Here is a 20,224-nt window from a genome sequence, read left to right on the forward strand (position 1 = left end):
CGACATTATTTGGATGTATTCATCACACCCGAATCGGTATCCTGATTCCATATCTTCTTTCCTTCACTCTGGTACTTTCGTCCGAACTGGAAATTCCAGGCAAAGGTAAGAAAGAAGGCGCGTGAGCTTTCGTTGACATACGTCTCTTTAATAGACGACACATATTTGTTCCAGTTCTCATTGATCCTTTTATAATTATCCGCAAACGGATTGACCATTCCCACACCGACAGCAATTTGCTTATATTTGTACATAGCAGAGAGCATATGCAGGTTCTCCCCGCTCGACATTGTTTCACCCCAAAAACCATTACGGCGGTTATAGATAGTAAAGGAAGCCATCAAGTGTTTGTATTGCGCCATCATTTCCGCCCGGTAATACCAGTTTGTATAGGTATGCCTGTAGTCCTTTCCGTCGCTCCAGAAACGGTTTACACCACCGCTTAACGAGAATTGCAGGATATTCCACAACATCCCGGCCCGCAAGTTCAGTTCGCTGTTGAAATATTGGAATCCGTCTTGATTCCGGTACGTATGGACAAACATCCCATTCTCGATAAATGTAGATTCCATTATGGCTTTGGGATTCGTCTGATAGAGAGAAGAAAGCCCGACGGATACTTTCCCTTTCCGGTATTCCATATACAAGTTTGTCTGGAAACGGTTATAAGGGTTCAAAGCCGGATTTCCCCGCCGTATCTGCATGGAATCGATCATCTGCTCCACTGCGCTCAGTTCGGACAAGGCCGGAGGATTATTCACCAGACTACCGTTCAGCCGGGCATAGAAATGATCCGTAAAGGCATACTGCAGGGAAAAACGGGGGCGGAACGTATAGGTCTGATAGCCTTCTTCTCCCTCCTGTTTTAACCAGGAACGGGTAACGCCGATACCCAACGTATAGTTCAACTTCTCCCATTTACCTTGAAATTCGGTATATAAATAGGTATCCGCCTGCTTCATATTCGTCTTGTATTCCAGATTACCTGCATACGTGTTATCCGAAAAAGCCTGCGTATGCTTTAGCCCGGCACTTAACCGGCCTTTCTCAAAACCCTTTTCATAAATGCCTTCCCCGATCACGGAATACTTATTACCGGTAACACCGGAAAATATATCTGTCAACAAATTTCCATCCTGTCTTTCCTGATACGAACGTTTGGAATCCGTATAAATATAAGTGCCTACCAGGTTCAACGCCAGAAATTGTTTATTCTTCAGTTCTTGCTGATAATACAAGTCTATAAACGGACGATGCGTAGCCTGGTCCGTATAGTCCTGCATATCCGTTATGTGATCCGGATACTCCACATTGTAAAGATCACTCCTGTAATCCGTATGCGGTTGCGAATAACCCCAATAGCCCAGTTGGGCATTCAACTGATATTTATCCGGTTCCTGATAGTTGTAAGTGAAAGAACCACCATGATTCAACTCGGACAAATGCCCCGGTTTCCCTTTCTCATACCGGTTCAGGGAAGTGCCGTCCTCAAAATGAAAGACCTCTTCATTCGAACGCCAGCAATCGTAAAAGTCACGCGGACTGGTCCTGTAGTTAATGCTGAATTCCGACTTCTTATGGTTCAAGCGGGCGGAAACTGCGTCGTTATGAAAGACGATATGCGGAGAGTTCATCAAATCCAGACTGACGGAACCACCGGTTTCGTGCCGGCGGGTTATATAGTTCAATACGGCTTCGGCACTCCCATACCGTAATCCCGGATCTTCCAGGTACTCGATACGGAGGATATCCTCCGGCTGCAAAGCATTAATATCTTCTGTCGAAACTTTTACTCCGTTCATACAAAGTTGTACGGTCCCGCCTCCTGCCAAACCGACCGACTTCGTTAATGGATTCACCTGTATGCGAGGTAACATCAAGGCTTGTAACAGATTTATCCCATTAGTGGAAGCCTCCAATTGCTTTTGGCTGGGGAATACGATTTTACGATCTGCCTGGTTAATGATATTGGCAGCGGTTACGGTCACTTCGGCCAACTGTTCTGCCGCTTCACTTAAAACCAACTCTCCCAGATCGATCGATCCGGTTAAACCGGCCAAATCAGCAATCAAATCGGTATATCCGATCGCAGAAATAACCAGCCGATAATTTCCTGCCTGTACCTTCTCCAACTGAAAGTTTCCTTTTACATCAGTAGACACGCCGGCTACAAATACTGAATCCGATGTCTGCAGTACAATATTCGCATACTCAAACGGAGCCTTATCCATGCTCCCATCCACCACTTTTCCCGTTATTTTTATCTTTTGAGCAAACACAGTTCCAAAAGATAAAATAAGGCAAATTATAACTATACCGACTCTTTTCATACAACATAGAATTTAAGTAATTATCCAAGAGCAAAGATAGAGAGCTAACATGCTCCGGCCTTAAATTCCATATGGACAATAAAAAGCGGTTACCTGTACAATCAAGAACAGATAACAAACTGATATAAAAAGGAATAAAAAATTAAGATTTTCTGATGTGGACAAACCGGTAGCCTAATATCCCCAGAGGTAGACATCGACCGGTTGCTCCTTGCCGATCAGCCCTGTCCTTGTCTGGTTAATCCGCTCCTTTATCCGTTGCTTGCGCTTCGTCACCGAAGAGGGTGCAATACCATACAGACGCGCAATAGCTGAGGTGGAAAGTTGCAATTTGATCAGGCAGCAACATTGAATATCCTCTTCCGTTAGCGACGGATAGTTTTGCCGAAGACGCTTCGTATAATTATTAAAAAGTTGATCCAAAGTTTTATATACGGATGGCCAGTCGATATCGGACAGATGCTTAAACTCCCCCTTTTGCAAACGTTTCAGGAATTCGTTCCGGTCGATCAAGATCGCCGACAGTTGTTTTGCACAGGTAACGAAAGTCATGTTCTGCTCAGTCATCCGTTCATAAGCTTCCATTTCAATACTCTTCCCTGGAACAGCCTGCATGAAACGACTCATCTCCTGTTCCAACTTTTGCTTCTCTTTCAACAAGAAGCTATTTTCTTGTCTTATCTGCTCAATTTCCATCTGGCGGTCATGCAACTGGTCACTCAATTCTCCCTGTTCATCCAATTGAGCCGATAAAACACGTATGGTTTCTTCATTCTGGCTCATCAGCTGTTCATTCTCATTCAAGGCAATCCGGTGAAGCCGTATCTGTTCCTTCACTTGCTGCAAATAGCGCTCTTTCTTCAGCAGTTTCCGTTGATATAGATAGACTAATACGGCCACGACAAATCCGCCCGCCAATAAAATATACAGAACCAACTGGCGTCCCTGTTCCTCTTTTATCTTCAGCAACAAATTATTGCGTTCCAACTTATTTTGAGTCCGGACTCGTTCCTGTTCGATGCCCATCCTGTTTGCTTCCCAGTTCGCAACCATTTCACTGGTCATATAAACATCGACCAAATTGACCGGACGTCCCATCTTTATATTATAAGCCGTATGTAATAACTTAGTTACATAGATGATAGAGATTTTATATTTGTTTTGATCACTTCCGTTTACAATCGTTTTACCATATCGATCCAATCGGTCCAGGCACGCCCGTACAGAATCCATTTTTCCCTGATCCAACCAAAGGCAAGCATATGCAAACTCTTTCGCTGGATAATCATTGTCGCTCTTAAATGCAAAACGTTTGTAAAATCCATCTAACAAGGATTGGACTTCCCTGCTTTGGCCTGCCGCATTCAGGCAATCTATATAATTCCGGACAATATAAAACTCCATCTCACTATTCAATTTTTGAGAAAGACGAATGGCTTCTTCCATATACAAACGTACCGAATCCGTTTTCCCCAATTGCGCATAGCTACAGCCCGTCATATATAATCCGGTCATCCTTCTCGCAGAGTCTTTTTCCGTATATTGAAGAACTCTATTTCCTATATCTATGGATTGCCGTTGTTCATTCAACAGGAAATACACACGCCCCAATTGAGATCCTATATTGATAAATTGCACCGTATCACGCAAGTTTTCAGCGATCTGCAAACCTTCTTTCATATATTCAATCTCTTCCTCCGGTTTATCGCCAGCCCAATTCTTTTGCATTCCCGCCAACACATATGCATAGGATAGACGTGGAGAACCTGTTTGATTGAAATAATGCAAAGTATGATGGATAACCGAGTCATTCATCAAGCTACGCCTCTGCCGGTTATGCAATCGCGTTATCCACCAGCCATATTCCGCCTTCAAACTATCCGGCAACAAGGCAGGATCAATCCGGTCTTCCAACAACACCGCCAAACTATCCGGTTTTTCCATCAAAAGAGTCTCGGCAATCTCATAATCCGGAAAAGAGGCAACCTGTTTTTCACAAGAGACCAGTACCAGAGCAATCGATAACAAGCATCCATAAATAATATCTTTCATGCTACAAACAGAATCAATTCACAGCAAAGGTAAAAGATTCTCTTCAAGTGCACAACTTACTACAAGCTAACGCGGACAAAAGGGACGTCCGAATCCATAACCGGCGGATGGCTCAGAACGCCTTTTGTTCGATATCCCGTTTCCGCTTCAAAGCCTCCAGGAAGTAATAGTCGGCATAATTCAATGGAACATCTATTTCTCCATTATGCGGAATACTTCCAACACAATGCATCAACAGGAAATTCCCGTTCGTACCCAATTTAGCCCGGTAGGCCGGAGAAGCGAGGCTTTTCATAATCCGGTCGGCATACGTCTTATAGGTCTGCGGATCGGGCACATCCATTGTACTGATTTCATACAAAGCAGAAGCGATACAAGCGGCAGCCGAAGCATCCCGGTAATCGTCCGGTATATCAGGGGCATCCATATCCCAATAGAAGACAAGGTCTTCCGGCGTATTCTTATGATTAAACATGAAGCGGATCGCTTTTAAGGCCAGATCAAGATATTTCCGGTCACCTGTTTCCCGGTAGCAAAGTGTCAGACCGTAAATTCCCCAAGCCTGTCCACGGCTCCAAGCCGATTCATGCGCATATCCCTGTGCCGTATGGCGGTTGCGCACGGAACCGTCTTCCATACTGTAATCCACCACATGATAACAACTGCCATCCGGACGATACTGTTCCTTCATCGTCCGGTCGGCATGCGAAACGGCAACTTTATAGAAAGTCGAGTCGCCGGATAGCCGTGTAGCGGCAAACAACAGTTCCAGATTCATCATGTTATCGATGATCACCGGACATTCCCAACCCCGTTCGGAAATCCATCCTCTATCCACATTCCACGACTGGATAATCCCTGCTACCGGCCGGAAGCGGGTTGACAAAGAACGGGCCGCCTCAACAATCACCTCTTTGTACTCCGGATCGCCCGTCAAACGTAAACCGTTCCCAAAACTGCAATAGATCATAAAGCCGACATCATGATTCCATTTGATGTTTTTGGCTTCTTCCACCGCTTTCGTGTACTTTCGAGCAATCGGCAATAAACTCTTATCTCCTGTCAGTTCATATAAATACCAAACCGAGCCAGGAAAGAAACCGCTACGCCAGTCCGCCAGATTACAATAATAAACGGAACTATCAGGGTTTAGCGTAGTCGGATTCATAAACTTACCGCTTGCTTCGATCAGTTCGATTTCTTTTCCTATCTGTTTACGGGCAAATTCGACATTCTCATCTACAAATCCACATCCTGTCCCTCCACAGGAAATCAACGTAACACTGAGTGCCATACCCATTAAATACTTTGTTTTCAACATATTTATATTCTTTATTTTAATGTAATTACACTTCTATTCTCCTGACAGAAGAACTTTGATTACCTGTATGGAGCTACCCGATACCGATGCCGACAAAACCGTATATCCCTCTATCGGTTTCTCTGCTTCCGTATCTCTTTTGGCCCTTTTAGCCATAAAAGAAGCATTGGCAGGAGAAATGATCTTTAAGAAAAAAGATTTACCGTCTTTCCGGAGAATCGCCATATTTCCCTGACATTCAACATCCGCCGAAGTAATCGCAGACCATTGCACAGATTGCGACGGACGCTCCAGTCCGACACTGTCCGTAACCAATATGCGAGTATCGTCGAGCATACGGAATGTCCGGTAGACAAAGCGGCTCTGTCCGCCATAAGCAGTGCTCATATCCATTGTGACAAAAGGTTGGTTTACCTTATCGTCCTGCTCTTTGATTTCGCCGATCCCGGCGGAGTTTTGCAACTTATGGTCGATCGACAACGTATTGTGGCTGAAATTCGAATTTCTGAAATAGCTCCAACGCTGTCCGTCCGGCTTGTAATCCCAGAATCCGGGTAAACTATAATTATCGGTCCCCAGATCGTCCGTCCACCTGATCCCATTTGTCTCCACAATAAAAGTTCCGATATCCAATTGCTGGTGAGCCATATCGGGATCTCCGGTCTTGGCGATCAGATACAAGCTGTTAGGCGTATTCCGGTCTCCGTTGAACACGACAATATCATTAATACCTCTATAAACTTTCAGCTTCGGTAATACATCTGCAGACGAAGAGGCTGTATCATACCAGGGAATGGAAAGGAAATAAAATCTGAAATAATTTCCTCCTTGTACCGTCTTTGACAAGACATTCCGATAAAAAGCTGCCGCTTCCGGCTGATTAAAAGCCTGACTGAAATAAAAGTAGATAGGTTCTGCCGCCGGGGCCGTACTACTGGAATTGGCAAAATTGAATATCTTACCGGAAGGACTCGTACTATGCATATAATACAAGACACTTTTATCCACTCCCTCCATTTCCGACAAGCCGAAATCCTCTCCAAAATTATCATTCAAGGCTTTCAGCAAAAGGGACAAATACATGTTCGTATATCCCCAATAGGCAGGCCCCTCGTAGCAAACACCATCCGGTGCAAAATGCTTCAGGCATTTCGGAACATACTTTACCGCTTCTCCGATGATATGTCTGGCCAGTTCCGGTTCCTGTTCTTCAATAGCCAAAGCGCCTAATACCATTCCGGTATTGCATACGACATTCCAGTTCGTTTCTCGCTTCGCCCAAGAATCAGCATTCCCGGTTTTATATTCTTCTACAACAATGTCTAACGCTTTTGTTTTAATCGAATGGACTACTAACTGCCTGGTCGAAGGAGTCAGCACATCATATAGCCAGTCGTAACCGATGGCAACTGCCGTTGTCATTTCCGCCACATCCAGATAGTGAACAGGATCCCAGTCCTTATAATTGCAAACATTGATCAACTCTTTCTCTGCTTTTTCAGCAAACCGTTTGTCACCACTAAGCCTGTAAGCCAAAGACAGGTTAACCATTCGATAGACCTGTTCACGGCTGATAGACAATATGTCTTTCGTATTTTTTATTTTCTCTCGGGGATCTTCCTGGAGAGGGACTGTCAATAAACGCTCCGCCTCTTTCATCAAACTAACGTATAAGCTGTCTAATAGAGGTTCCATGCCTAACAAATCCCGGACCTTCTGTTCTTCCTGCTGGCAGAAAAGCAGCCTCGGATGTTGGCGCAACCCCTTTTCAAGTTGCCGGACAGAATGATTCTGCCCCTCCACCGCAGAAAAGAACAAAAGGGAAAATAAACCCAATAAATTAATCAATCTCATAAACACATAAGTTAAAGGGATTCAAGAAACTTACCACCCCGGATTTTGTGTCAACGCCTCATTCCGTTCCCGTTCTACACCTGGTATAGGCCAAAGCATATCACGTTCAGTAAATAGATGAGTATAAATCAGTTCACCATAAATATTGACGGCATCGACATTATCAAGCGCTTTGCGGGCAACCTCATATCCCCAACGGCGCAAGTCGCTGAAGCGAAGTCCTTCTCCGGCAAACTCTACAGCGCGTTCTTTGCGGATTCGTTCAGCCATCTGCTCCTTGTTACTGACAGCCATCCACGCGGGACCGGAGTTCAAACCCGGCATATCGACACGGGCACGGACTTTATTGAATTCGGTCACGGCTTTGTCCAACTGCCCCGCCTCATTATAGGCCTCCGAAAGCATCAAGAGGACATCGGCAAAACGGATCAAGGGGAAAGCGAACGGCGTATGCAGACGATTACTGATCGCACCGCCCTGGTCTCCTTCAGTCACGAATTTCCGATAGAGATAAGAGACCCAACCTGCATTGTTCTGAAGTGTACCACCATTAGCATTCCCCGACAGATTGTGATCCAGGGCAAAGATCAGATCGACATTGGTTGTCCGGCCAATGTTCCCCATATAGTGGGAATAAGGGACGATCACGGTAGCCATCAGACGTGGATCGCGGCAAGTATAAGCGCTCAGTATCTTGGCGGTATCTGCCTCACGAATACCTACGACAGTCCCCGATCCATCCATCTCAACGCTGAGAAGATCTTTGCGCTCATCGGGTGTCATAGTGTTATAGCCGGGGAAGACCTCGTCCCAATCGAATGGACGGCCATCCTTGAATTCATACATATCCACCAATTGCGTAGAAGGAACCGTATTATTCCAACAACTTCCGTAAGCACTACGACAACCCATCAAGGCCTGTATCTGCATACCATACTCCGTACCGACACCACTCTTGTTCTGGATTGAAAAGACTGTTTCCGAGCTTTTCGCTCCGTTATAAAGTTTGAAGACACGGGCATAATCGTCATCGAGGGCATACCCATAATTATCGGATTTGTTATAGACGATCTCCTCGAAATCGTTGATAGCTGATTGCCACTCCTTGTCATAAAGATGCACCTTGCCACGCAGGGCGTAGGCAGCACCTTTGGTAGCACGCCCATATTCGCTGGCAGCATGATTGACGGGAAGATACTTGATCGCCTCATCCAGATCCTCCAGAATATGGGCACGTACCTCTTCAAGACTACTTCTCGGCCTCTTCAAGTTCATAAACTCTTCATTGACGTTGGTCGACTCGTCATAATAGGGTACACCACCGAAAAGGTCGGTTAAGGTGAAATAGAACACCGCACGGAGAAACTTGGCTTCCGCCACGTACACATTGATCTGTTCTTCGGAGATAATGCCGTTCATTCCCCTTACCGAACGGATAAAGGTGTTGGCACGATGTATGCCGTCATAATAGGTCTGCCAATGAGCCTGAATCGTTCCGTCACGGTCAGTATAGGTCGCCAGATACATCATATAATAGTTATATCCGTAGGCTATATCTCCCAAATGGTCGAAACAGAACTGGTAGCCATATGCCTCGTTCAGGCGCAACATGCCGTAGATACCCATCAACCCCTGGTGGGCATGTTCATCGGTTTTATAGAATGTCCCTTCGTTAACCTTATCTCCCGGATAGGTCTCCAAATCATAGCAACCGGTGAATGTAATAACGGAGAAAAGTGTTGCAGTCAAATATATTATAATCTTTTTCATGTCTTCAACTAATTAAAATGTAAGGTTCAAACCAAATGTCGTTAATCGCATAGTCGGATATTTCGTTCCCGACACTTCAGGATCCAATCCCTTATATCCTGTAAAGGTTAAGGCATTGTCGATGCTGACATATAAACGGAAGTTCTCAATCAGGAGCTTTTGAGAGAGGCGTTTCGGCACCGTATATCCCAACTGAACGTTCTTCACCCTCAAATAAGACTTATCCTGTATCCAGAAGTCGCTTGCCACGCGATTCCGGCCGTCCGTATAGTTCAGGAGGCGCGGATAGGTTGCATCCGTACGGCCCGGATACCAGCGGCCGTCTGCAATAGTCTTGTTGATCTGGTTACCCCGGCGTACCTGCGGCCAATAGCTGGCACCGTCCAATCCGCTCCAATAGGTTTTCAATCCGGTAGCACCTTGCAAGATACAAGTGAAATCCCACCCTTTCCAGTTAGCACCGAAATTAAAGCCGAAAGTGAATGTCGGATTAGTACCGTTTCCGACTTTGATCTTATCGTCATCCGTGATACATCCATCCCCGTCGATATCTTTATATAGAAAATCTCCATATTCCGGCTTCTTGTATTGTTTAAAAGCATCCGGATTGTTGGCTTCCATAGCTTCCACGATTGCCATATCTTCTTTCGTTTGGACGATCCGGTCTACAGAAAGCACATATTGTACATTGATCGGCTCTCCTTCAAGAATCATATTGGTACCATTAAGAGCCATTTCTTCTCCTTTAAATTTCGTCACTTTGTTTTTGACGTATGAGAAATTTCCTCCGATGAAGTAATTGACAGCTCCAACTTTATCATTCCAATTCAAACTTAGTTCAACACCCCGGTTACGGACTTCGGCCGCGTTGGATTTGGGAACGGTGGCATTACCATGTACCAATGGCGCCGGCAATTCGATCAGAATCCCTTTTGTCTTTTTGACAAAAGCATCGACGGTCCCGCTCAATTTAGAGAATAAAGCGAAATCCACACCAAAATTCGTGATATAAGAGGTTTCCCAAGTCAATGCTGCATTCGAAAGCGCGCGTTGTGCCATACCGATCTGCAAAGCGTCATTCAGAACATAATTAGATGCTTGGTAATACATCTGGTAGTCATAATTACCCACAGCATTGTTTCCCAACGAACCATACGAAGCACGGAGTTTTAACTGGTTAAGCCATGAAATATCTTTCATGAAAGCTTCCTGTTCCATGCGCCAACCTAACGAAAAAGAAGGGAAATAGCCCCAACGGTACTTCTTTGCAAAACGGGAAGAGGCATCAGCACGAAGATTGGCTTCCAACAGATATTTCTCATTCCAGTTCAGATTGATTCGCCCGAAGAATGAACGCATAGACCAATCGGAGTAGGTTCCTGTTGCCGTAGCGTTGGCAGTGGCGGCATTTAACTCCGTCAATTCCGAAGAGGTCAACTTTTCTCTGGAAGCTTCAAACCAATTATTACGGTAAGATTCCTGGCTGGCACCAACTGTCGCTTGGATATTCAGCCGGTTGATACTGGTTTCATATTTAATCAATCCGTCCATGTTGTTGCGAACAGTCTTATTATTACGGTTGATTACCTTCGTAACTCCGGTTCCGGCAATCTGTAGCGTATTGTCATACAAATTCCACAGATCATGGAAGACAGGCTGTTGATACAGGAACTGGTCGGAAAAAGCGTAGGTATAAGACCCCTCGATCGTCAGCCCCTTCAATGGCCTCAACTGAGCATAAAAGCGGGAAACGATATTATTGGTTGTACGGTTTCCTTTGACGTCGTTCAACATCTTCAAGACATTGTTGGAGCTACTCTGCGGGTCATCTTCCGGATTATTTACACCACCATACCGGCCATCAGGCGCTTGATAACAAATACCTGGCGTAGTGGCTTGCATATAAGTATAGAAATTATCATTCGATTCGGTCTTTAACAACCCTAACTCTTCTTTCCCCCGAATCCCATAGGCATTGACACCGATCGTGAACCAATCTTTGACTTCTGCATCCAAATTGACACGGGCACTGTAACGTTCGTACCCGGAATTTTCCATGACACCCGGGTTGTTCATATAATTGCCGGAAATATAATAATGGATCTTATCAGAACCTCCATTAATATTGATCGTATGGTTTTGCATCCATCCGGTCTGGAAAAGAGCATCCTGCCAGTCGGAGTTCGGATATTTGACAGGATCGCTGTCACCGGCAGCCCGCCACTCGTCGATTTTCTCTTGGCTGAAAATAGCGGGAAGGTCACTATTGAGTTGTCCTTCGTTATACAGTTCCATATAATCGGCATAATTGGAGACCAAGTCGATACGGTGCGCCACTTTCTGCATGGTGACGTAACCGTTATAAGATATTTTTGCTTCACCTGATTTCCCCTTACGGGTAGTGATCAAAATAACACCGTTAGCGGCACGGGATCCATAAATGGCTGACGAAGCCGCATCTTTCAATACCGAGATGCTTTCAACATCCAGCGGGTTGATGTTGTTCATGCTGGCTTCCACTCCGTCGATGATCACCAACGGATTGGAATCATTCAGTGTTCCCTGGCCGCGTACACGGATCGTCGCACCATCATTACCCGGCCGACCTCCACTGCCGGCTGTGACAGAAACACCCGCCGCCATACCGGCAAGCCCGGCAGAAAGAGATGTGATCGGACGGCTATCCACCATTTTGCTCATGTCTACCGAAGCGACCGAACCGGTCATATTCACCTTTTTCTGCGTTCCGTATCCAACGACAACCACCTCGTCCAATGCTTGGAAATCTTCTTTTAACAAAACCGAGACCACACTCTTGCCATTCACCGGTATCGTTTGATCCACATAACCAATATAGGAAATGGTCAATATGGCATCCGGAGATACCTGCAAAGAGAAACGGCCTTCCATATCCGTAACCGTTCCGTTTGTAGTCCCCTTTTCCACAACATTCGCCCCGATTACCGGACCGAGTACGTCTTTAACTGTTCCCGTAATTGTCACTTTCGATTGCTGAGATGACGTCATCACGTGTTTTTCCGCTGTATCCTCCCCGGCACTAACCGGATTGGCCTGGGTAACTCCTGTTGACAAGAATAGTGTGGCTACTCCCGCAAACATCGTTTTCCTAAAGAAAGGAATGTTTAAATCATTCATCATAAATAGTAGATTTAGATTAATAAATTTTGCTAATCTCTGGAGGCAAATGTAGCGGGACATAAAAAAGCGGACCTATACAGAGCGTCCGTTTCTTATGCACACACAGTCCAAATAGAAGAATTAACTGTTTGAATATAAACGCTTAGCGAATAACGCCTATTCTTAGCTGTCTTTTTTCCGGAATTGGGCAGGTGAAATTCCGAATTTCGCTTTAAAACAACGGCTAAAATATACGGTAGAGACAAATCCAAGTTGATCCGAGATTTCGCTTACCAACATATCCGGCCGTTCCCGCAACAAAGTTGCCGCACGTTTAATACGTTGATTTTGTATAAACTCACTTGGCGTCATGCCGGTAAGGTTCTTGATTTTTGTAAAGAAAGAACTACGCCCCATATTCAACTCCCTGGCAAGAACATTTACATCAAAATCCGGTTCTCCCATAGATTTATCAACAACCTCAACGAGATGGTTCAATAGCTCTTGATCCAAGGAAGTGGAAGCCAACAACTGTACATCAAAATCGACCTGCTTGGTCAATCTGGATTTCAGCAACAGACGGTTCCGGATCAAGTTATTACAACGCATCAATAAAACTTTTGCGTGGAAAGGCTTACTGATATAATCATCCGCCCCCTGCTGAAGTCCTTCTATATTATACTCGACCGAATCAAGAGCGGTCAACAAGACAACAGGAATATGGCAGAGATCGATATTATTCTTGATCTTCATACACATCTCCATACCGCTCATCAGGGGCATCATAACGTCACTGACCACCAGGTCCGGCTTTTCTTCATTTGCCATCTGCAACCCTTCTTGCCCGTTCCGGGCTAATATTACCTGATAAAACGGAATAAACAATGTATTTAATATCTGTAACAACTCCTCATTATCTTCAACGATCAAAACCTTATAAGAACCAGACTTCAAGTCAGGGAAGGCATTGTTTATTTCTTCATATTCTTCCGGAGAAATAGAGTCCGGCAGTGATTCTCCCTTTATCACAGGTTCCTCCACACTTTCCAAAAGAATCGTGCTTTTATCATTTTCAAAATGCGATCTTCCTTTTAATAACGTAATTGTAAAAATCGTTCCATACCCTAATTGACTTTGCACCGTAATATCTCCATGATGAAGATTGACTATATTTTTGCTTAACGCCAGTCCGAGTCCAGTACCCGGATTGGAATTGGAAAGCTGCTTTCCGTTTTCTGCCTGATAGAAACGATCAAAAATATGGGACACATCCTCAGCCGAAAGACCGATACCCGTATCGATCACTTTAATCTTAACATCATTATCATTTGAAGAGATATACAGCTCAACAACTCCTCCGGGTTTCGTATATTTAAAAGCGTTGGATAAAAGATTATAAAACACTTTCTGCAATTGATTCGAATCAAACCATAACAGAATGTCATCCTCTTCTGTGTTGAAATTAAATGTAATTGTCTGTTGAACGGACAATTCACAATAAGACAGATAAATATCCTTCAAGAAAGGAATCAGGTTCTGTTCACATACATGCAACGAAACATAGTTCTGCTCCAACTTCCGGAACTCCAACAGTTCGGAAATCATGTTCCGCATCCGGTTTGCATTTTTACTGATTTTGATAATCCGGTTATACAAAGTCGGAGGGAGTGAAGAACTTTGGAAAAGCATATCTATCTGACTGATAATAAGCGTAAGCGGAGTCCTGAATTCATGGCTGATGTTGGTAAAGAAACGCAATTTCGCCTGATTCAGTTCTTCATTACGTTCTTTTTCCTCCCTTTCTTTTTGAAGAGATAAAGCCAACTTCCGCCGTGCATTTACAGTTCGTACAGTCAAATAAGTAATTGTAAAAGTTGTCAGGACATACAAAGCCCATGCCCACCCCGTATTATACCAAGGCTGGGCAATCCGGATATCTAAAGATATTTCACGCCTGTTCATCAAATGTTGAGACAGATTTTTTTCACGAACCTGTAACGTATATTTCCCAGGATCCAAATTCGTATAATAAATACTTGAAGACGAAGAAGAAACCCAATCTTTATCAAATCCGATCAATTTATACTGATATTCATTATTCTTCTGAATATCAATATAGTTTGTAGTAGCAAAATTTATAATCAAGTTGTTTTGCCCATGATTCAGATGAATAGACTCACTAAACGGAAATGCCTCTTTCAGGATGTCGCCCGAAACCGCCCCCGGATATATTCTTTTATTATGGATATACAGTTCTGAAAAATATAAAGAATAATTTTTTTCTTTCTTATCCAAATCTTCCTGGTAAAAAGATGTAAGCCCATCATTGCCTCCAACAAACAATTCATTATTCCGGCACACCAAAATACCACATCCATCCGCAATAGAAGTGATAGGCAGGTTTGCCCCCAATGTGGCAAACCTTGCCTTCCCGTTGGAAGGATTCAGAAATGTAACCCCTTTATCACTGGTAACCAAAAGTTCTCCGGAATTTGTTTCTGCAACATTGTAACAATAATTGCTCAATAGATGTCCACTTCCTTGCGAATAATGGATAAACGAATCAGCCTGTTTGTCGTACCGGTATAAACCGCCTCCCAAAACAACACAATAGATATTTCCATCATGGGTTGTTATAATCCGTTTTGGCTCAAACTGGATACCATATCGAGGGAGAGCATAATTTTTCTGATTATCAGGATTTGCCAGCTCCATGCGGATAAGTGACGTACCAATCAGAATCCATATATTTTCTTCTTTATCAATTGTAAAACTTTGGGCATTCCTGCATAACCATTTGAATTTATCCGTATCGAGATCCATCACAAACGTCCCGTTCATCGCACTTACATACAGTCTATCGTTATGAATCATTGTATGGAAAATAATACCGTCCGGCTTCATATCTCCTTCTTCATAATCATTCAGGTAATTATGAAAAAGACCGGTTTTTATATCATATCTGGAAAGCCCTCCATGATGTGTCCCGATATACAGCCTGTGCCGCTTTTCATCGTATGCAATACTTTTCAAATTATTCTGTAATACGGAATTAGGATGACCGGCTGTGAAATATTTGAAAGTCCGTGTTTTACGATCCATAAAATTCAGGCCTCCCCCTTCCGTACATATCCAGATATTTCCATCTTTATCTTCAGCTAAATGCCCGACAAATGAATAATTCAGGCATTCTTTCCGTAAAGGATTATCTGTATAATGAGCAAATATTTCCCTCTCCGGGTTGAAATAGTTTACACCTCCATAATAAGTGCCCACCCATATTGTCTCCTGCGCATCTATAAAGACTGAAAATACGGAAGAATGTGACAAACTACCCGGCAAATGGTCCCGTTGATATACTGTAAACTGATCCGTATAGGGATTATATTTATGCAATCCCATGAACGTACCGAACCAGATATTGCCAAACCGGTCTTCGGCAAAACCCCTTATCTGGCTGCTCTCCACATGATAAGGCGCCGGATTTGTATCCGAATACCAAGTTATTTTCTCATCCGGTGTTATCCTATACAGCCCTCCGGTACGGCAACCGGCCCATATCTCTCCCGTAGAACTTTCAAATAAACGATAGAACTCCGGTCCATCTATCAGGCAACGAACCTTTTTCCCCTCCTCAATTACATATAATCCTTCATACGTGCCTATCCAAATCTTCTTTTTTGCAATCTGGAGACAGGAAATATCCGGAATATTTTCTTTTATGCAAAGCTGTAAGCTATCTCCTTTGTCATCATATCGGCATATCATATTTTCATAGCCTGTCCATACATCCCCGTCTGAAGAAGTTACCGTTTTGGCTTTATAACTCCCAACCACATAAAACTTCTCTTCCCGGATATCATATCTTACCAAAGAATCACATGCCCTAAAGAATATATCCCCCTGCCTGTTACCTACAAGATGATCGCATTCGTGTCCAAGCAAAACATTTATAGAGCTTTCCGGATCTAAATTCTCCCAACCTTTATACACCCGCATCCGCTCCCCGTCATAGATGCTAACACCCTCACGTGTTCCAAACCACATTCGCCCCAACTGATCCTGATAAATAGACATAACGGAAACCTGCGACAAGCCGTCACTCATGCCGAGATGCTTAAAATAGACCGGATAGATGGCCTGGCGAATAAATAAAAAACACAAGAAAAGTAGTAGCTTTTTCATATTATTTGCACAAACTGGATAAAATAATCTTCTCGTATCTCCTTCACTATATCATGCGATGATATACGCAAAGATAGTGATATTTACATTATATCCAGATAATATTGTTTCATACTTTTTCCTATATCAACTCCTTCCACTCCTCGTCCGTCAACTGTTCCAACGGGTCGTTTTCGGTGATGAAGCGGTCGGACAGGGCGCTTTTGCGTTCTTGCAGCTGACGGATTTTCTCTTCTATCGTGCCGGAAGTGATGAAGCGGTAGACGAATACCTGTTTTTGCTGTCCGATACGATGTGCACGGCTTTCGGCCTGCATCTCGGCTGCCGGGTTCCACCAGGGGTCCAGGATGAACACATAATCGGCCTCCGTCAGGTTAAGTCCCACACCACCGGCTTTCAAGGAAATGAAGAAAGCGGAAACTTCGCGATCGCGGGAGAAACGGGCAATCTCGCTTTCCCGGTCGACAGTGCTTCCGGTCAGCAGGGCATATTTCCAGCCACGTGCCTCAAACTCGGCGGCAAACAATTTCAGATGCGTGACAAACGATGAGAATATCAAAACCTTATGCCCCTCGCTCAACAGCGTTTCATAGGCCTCCAATACCTGCTCCATCTTCCCGGAACTTCCGGTGTATTCCGGCAGGATCATACCGGGATGGTTGGCAAGCTGGCGAAGGCGGGTGATACCGTTCAGAGCAATAATCTTGTTTTTATGCCATTCCTCAAGCAAGGAATTACGCAAGGTATTTTTCTCTTTCTTATAAAGTCCCTGCTGCTCTTCCGGCATATCGCAATAGACCACCTCTTCCATCAATGCAGGCAACTCGGGAGCAACCTGCTCTTTGGTGCGGCGCAGTAAAAACGGAGATATCAACTGTTGCAACCGCTGCCGCGCACGCTCGTTGCCTTCTTTTACGATCGGGTTGACAAAACGGTTCCTAAAATCAGCCAATGTTCCCAATAGCCCGGGATTAATGAAGTTGAACTGCGCCCACAAGTCCTTCAGCGAATTTTCGATCGGAGTGCCGGTCAACACCAACCGGTTATCGCATTTCAGGCGGATAACGGCATGATAAGACACCGAATCGGGGTTCTTGATGTTCTGGCTTTCATCCAGTATCACATATTTAAAGGTATAATTTTCAAGCAATTCAATATCCCGCCGCAAAAGGCCGTAGGTCGTCAGCACAACCGGATAACGGTCGAACTTCTTCCACGGCTCCCGGCTTCGCTGCTCACCGGCATACTCATACACCCGCAACGAGCTAAAGCGCTGTATCTCCCTCTTCCAGTTCGGAAGCAGGGAGGCAGGCACCACAACCAACGAAGCCTGTACTTTTTCCGGCACAGCCGTACGGACTATAAAATCAGACTGCATCGCATCTCCCTCATCCCCAAAAAGGGAAAACTGCCCGAATTTATCAGCTATGGAAACCGGGGGAAGCGCTGTTTTCACCACTTGGTGCACTTCAGGGGCCGACGGATCATACAGATGTTGCAGCAAAGTGATCGTCTGTAAAGTCTTGCCCAATCCCATATCGTCTGCCAAGCAACCACCAAAACCATTCGCCGCCAAATGAGCCATCCATGTAAAACCTTCCCGCTGATAAGGGCGGAGCGCGGCACGGATACGCGGCGGGACCGGAATATCTTCTCTTTTCACATATTCCCGCGAAACAGCCGGACCGGTATTTTCCCGTAAGCCGTCAACCAGTCCGAGATGCATCTTCCGGACACGCAGCTTCTCTTCCTGTTCGCTGCTAAAACTGAAAAGATCGCCGTATTTCTCAAACCACTCTTCCGGCAACAAGGCTATTTTCCCGTCAGGCAGTTTAAACAAACGGTCTCCTTCCATAATATGTTTCCGGAAACGGACAAACGGAAAAGTAAACTCCCCGATCTGCACGGTTATGCGTATCTCGAACCAGTCGGGCATATCCGCTATATCTTGTTTCAGAAGGATATCTCCCACATAATAGGTATTGCCCGAACCGGAAATGTCCAATGCAAAATAAGACTCCAGCTCTTCTCTGTGTTCATGGAGCCATTCGACAAGCGCATACTCCGAAACACAGCCGGAAGCGGTAAACTGCATATCTCCGACCTGCGTAAAACCATAACCGGCCAGCCGGTCGACACAGTCCTGCTCTTTATGCCGATTCCGCTTAAAATAACGGATAACCGGCTTCCCCTCTTCTTCTTCCAGGCGAGGATAACAACGTTGCATCTCTTCCCCCGGAGAAAAATATTTATCGCCATAACAGAAACGCAGTTGCAAAAGCGGGCGGTCCAGAACGGAAGGTGTCACCGACAGCTCGGCCACACACGGGCGATACTCCACCACCATATCGAACCCCGAAGCACTCACCGGATAGCGCACCATCGTCGGCAATACGATCTTCTCCAAATACCTGCGGGTTTCGGAAGCCGGCACTTCCACAAAGGTCTTTTCCAGAAAAGGGTTCAATCGCGGCATCTCGATCCGTTTGAAAACAAGCAGATCGCGCCCCAAAACCAGGATAGCCGGACGGGAGCATAAGACAAGAACCGGTTTCTTTTTCTGCAAAGTGACCAGGCGGTCCTCCATTTCGCAATTGACGGAATAGCGGAACACCCGCTCATCCAGCTCAAACCGGAAAAAGGCCTCTGCGAGGCTGTCGGACACAAAGACCCGGTGATGCTCGTAGAGGAGTTTTGTGGCTGTTTCCCTTATATACAAAGGAATGACCGACGCCCGGAGCAATTCGATAATTTCCCGTTGCTTCCGGTCGATATAAGTCCGTACCGGAGCCATCCGGGAAGGATCGGATAATTTCGCCAGGAAAGCATTGATCGTGCGTTCCTTCGAATAGTTCTTCATCAGATTCTTTTCCTCGTAACACTGGGCCAGGGAAATGATCTTTTTCTCCGCCGCAGAGAGGCTGCTTTCCTGCGTGAAAGTTGCTTTTTCTTCCGCCTCGAGCACACCCAGCGAAACCTCTTTCGCCAGATACGGGACAAGGAGCGCCCCGAAAACGGGATGATTATTGATTGTAACTATTAGCTGGCGACCTTCGGACATATCTTTTACTTAAATCTTACAAAGATAAGGTTCTTTTGTTTATCCGGCAAACGTCACACTTTTCATTCACAGGATTAAATATGCCTACAAGAAAGCAATCATACCGTGCAGCAAGCGGGAGATGAGCATGATATGGTTCTACCCGTGATAGAAATAGTCGGATCCGACGCCAATACCGTAGGGGGCTTATTGTATAAAACGCATTTTTCAGGCTCGAAAGGCATCCGAAACCAAACAAATGTTAATCCGCTTTTTCAACGTTAAAAAGGGGCTTTTTCGACTTTTTCGAGCGTTTTCAACAATTACGACCGTCCTCTTTGCTATCACGACCGTGCTAATAGGTAGTGCACTCGGCACCTCGCGAAGATTAGCACGGTCGTAATGGCGATTTGGACGGTCGTAATTGAAAAGAGGACCGTTTTCATGGCAAAAAAGCACCTGAATTTCCTTGCGATATTTGGAACGCCGTCCGTTTTATTTTCAAATATTCGATTCTCCGGGAGTTAAGCTTTA

8 protein-coding genes are annotated in these 20,224 nt (G+C 44.9%); all 8 read right to left on the reverse strand.

What is annotated here, in order from left to right:
* Positions 1 to 5: 5 nt before the first annotated feature.
* Positions 6 to 2,330 (reverse strand): TonB-dependent receptor, encoded by a 2,325-nt coding sequence (locus tag DWU89_RS04705; RefSeq protein ID WP_115498519.1) that lies wholly within the window; start codon positions 2,328 to 2,330, stop codon positions 6 to 8.
* A 174-nt stretch (positions 2,331 to 2,504) separates the two neighbouring features.
* Positions 2,505 to 4,382: a helix-turn-helix transcriptional regulator gene (locus DWU89_RS04710; RefSeq protein ID WP_115498520.1), complete on the reverse strand. Its 1,878-nt coding sequence runs from the start codon at positions 4,380 to 4,382 to the stop codon at positions 2,505 to 2,507.
* A gap of 112 nt (positions 4,383 to 4,494) precedes the next feature.
* Positions 4,495 to 5,703: a glycoside hydrolase family 88 protein gene (locus DWU89_RS04715; protein ID WP_115498521.1), complete on the reverse strand. Its 1,209-nt coding sequence runs from the start codon at positions 5,701 to 5,703 to the stop codon at positions 4,495 to 4,497.
* A 33-nt stretch (positions 5,704 to 5,736) separates the two neighbouring features.
* Entirely contained in the window at positions 5,737 to 7,557 is a 1,821-nt protein-coding gene (locus tag DWU89_RS04720; RefSeq protein ID WP_115498522.1) for a heparinase II/III domain-containing protein, read from the reverse strand.
* A 30-nt stretch (positions 7,558 to 7,587) separates the two neighbouring features.
* Positions 7,588 to 9,327, reverse strand: a complete 1,740-nt coding sequence (locus DWU89_RS04725) for a RagB/SusD family nutrient uptake outer membrane protein (protein WP_115498523.1) — start codon at positions 9,325 to 9,327, stop codon at positions 7,588 to 7,590.
* Positions 9,328 to 9,339: 12 nt separating this feature from the next.
* Positions 9,340 to 12,486 carry a SusC/RagA family TonB-linked outer membrane protein gene (locus tag DWU89_RS04730; protein WP_115498524.1) on the reverse strand — a complete coding sequence of 1,049 codons (3,147 nt, stop codon included), beginning with the start codon at positions 12,484 to 12,486 and terminating at the stop codon, positions 9,340 to 9,342.
* Between the two features lie 162 nt (positions 12,487 to 12,648).
* Entirely contained in the window at positions 12,649 to 16,650 is a 4,002-nt protein-coding gene (locus DWU89_RS04735) for a hybrid sensor histidine kinase/response regulator transcription factor (protein WP_115498525.1), read from the reverse strand.
* 121 nt (positions 16,651 to 16,771) lie between these two features.
* Positions 16,772 to 19,711 (reverse strand): DEAD/DEAH box helicase, encoded by a 2,940-nt coding sequence (locus DWU89_RS04740; RefSeq protein WP_115498526.1) that lies wholly within the window; start codon positions 19,709 to 19,711, stop codon positions 16,772 to 16,774.
* Positions 19,712 to 20,224: the final 513 nt, after the last annotated feature.

This window comes from Parabacteroides acidifaciens (genome assembly GCF_003363715.1).
GTDB classification, from domain to species: domain Bacteria; phylum Bacteroidota; class Bacteroidia; order Bacteroidales; family Tannerellaceae; genus Parabacteroides; species Parabacteroides acidifaciens.

Bases quoted from the DNA above. Each gene is read 5' to 3' on its own strand.
- DWU89_RS04705 (WP_115498519.1), bottom strand. From the start codon at position 2,330: ATGAAAAGAGTCGGTATAGTTATAATTTGCCTTATTTTATCTTTTGGA.
- DWU89_RS04710 (WP_115498520.1), bottom strand. From the start codon at position 4,382: ATGAAAGATATTATTTATGGATGCTTGTTATCGATTGCTCTGGTACTG.
- DWU89_RS04715 (WP_115498521.1), bottom strand. From the start codon at position 5,703: ATGTTGAAAACAAAGTATTTAATGGGTATGGCACTCAGTGTTACGTTG.
- DWU89_RS04720 (WP_115498522.1), bottom strand. From the start codon at position 7,557: ATGAGATTGATTAATTTATTGGGTTTATTTTCCCTTTTGTTCTTTTCT.
- DWU89_RS04725 (WP_115498523.1), bottom strand. From the start codon at position 9,327: ATGAAAAAGATTATAATATATTTGACTGCAACACTTTTCTCCGTTATT.
- DWU89_RS04730 (WP_115498524.1), bottom strand. From the start codon at position 12,486: ATGATGAATGATTTAAACATTCCTTTCTTTAGGAAAACGATGTTTGCG.
- DWU89_RS04735 (WP_115498525.1), bottom strand. From the start codon at position 16,650: ATGAAAAAGCTACTACTTTTCTTGTGTTTTTTATTTATTCGCCAGGCC.
- DWU89_RS04740 (WP_115498526.1), bottom strand. From the start codon at position 19,711: ATGTCCGAAGGTCGCCAGCTAATAGTTACAATCAATAATCATCCCGTT.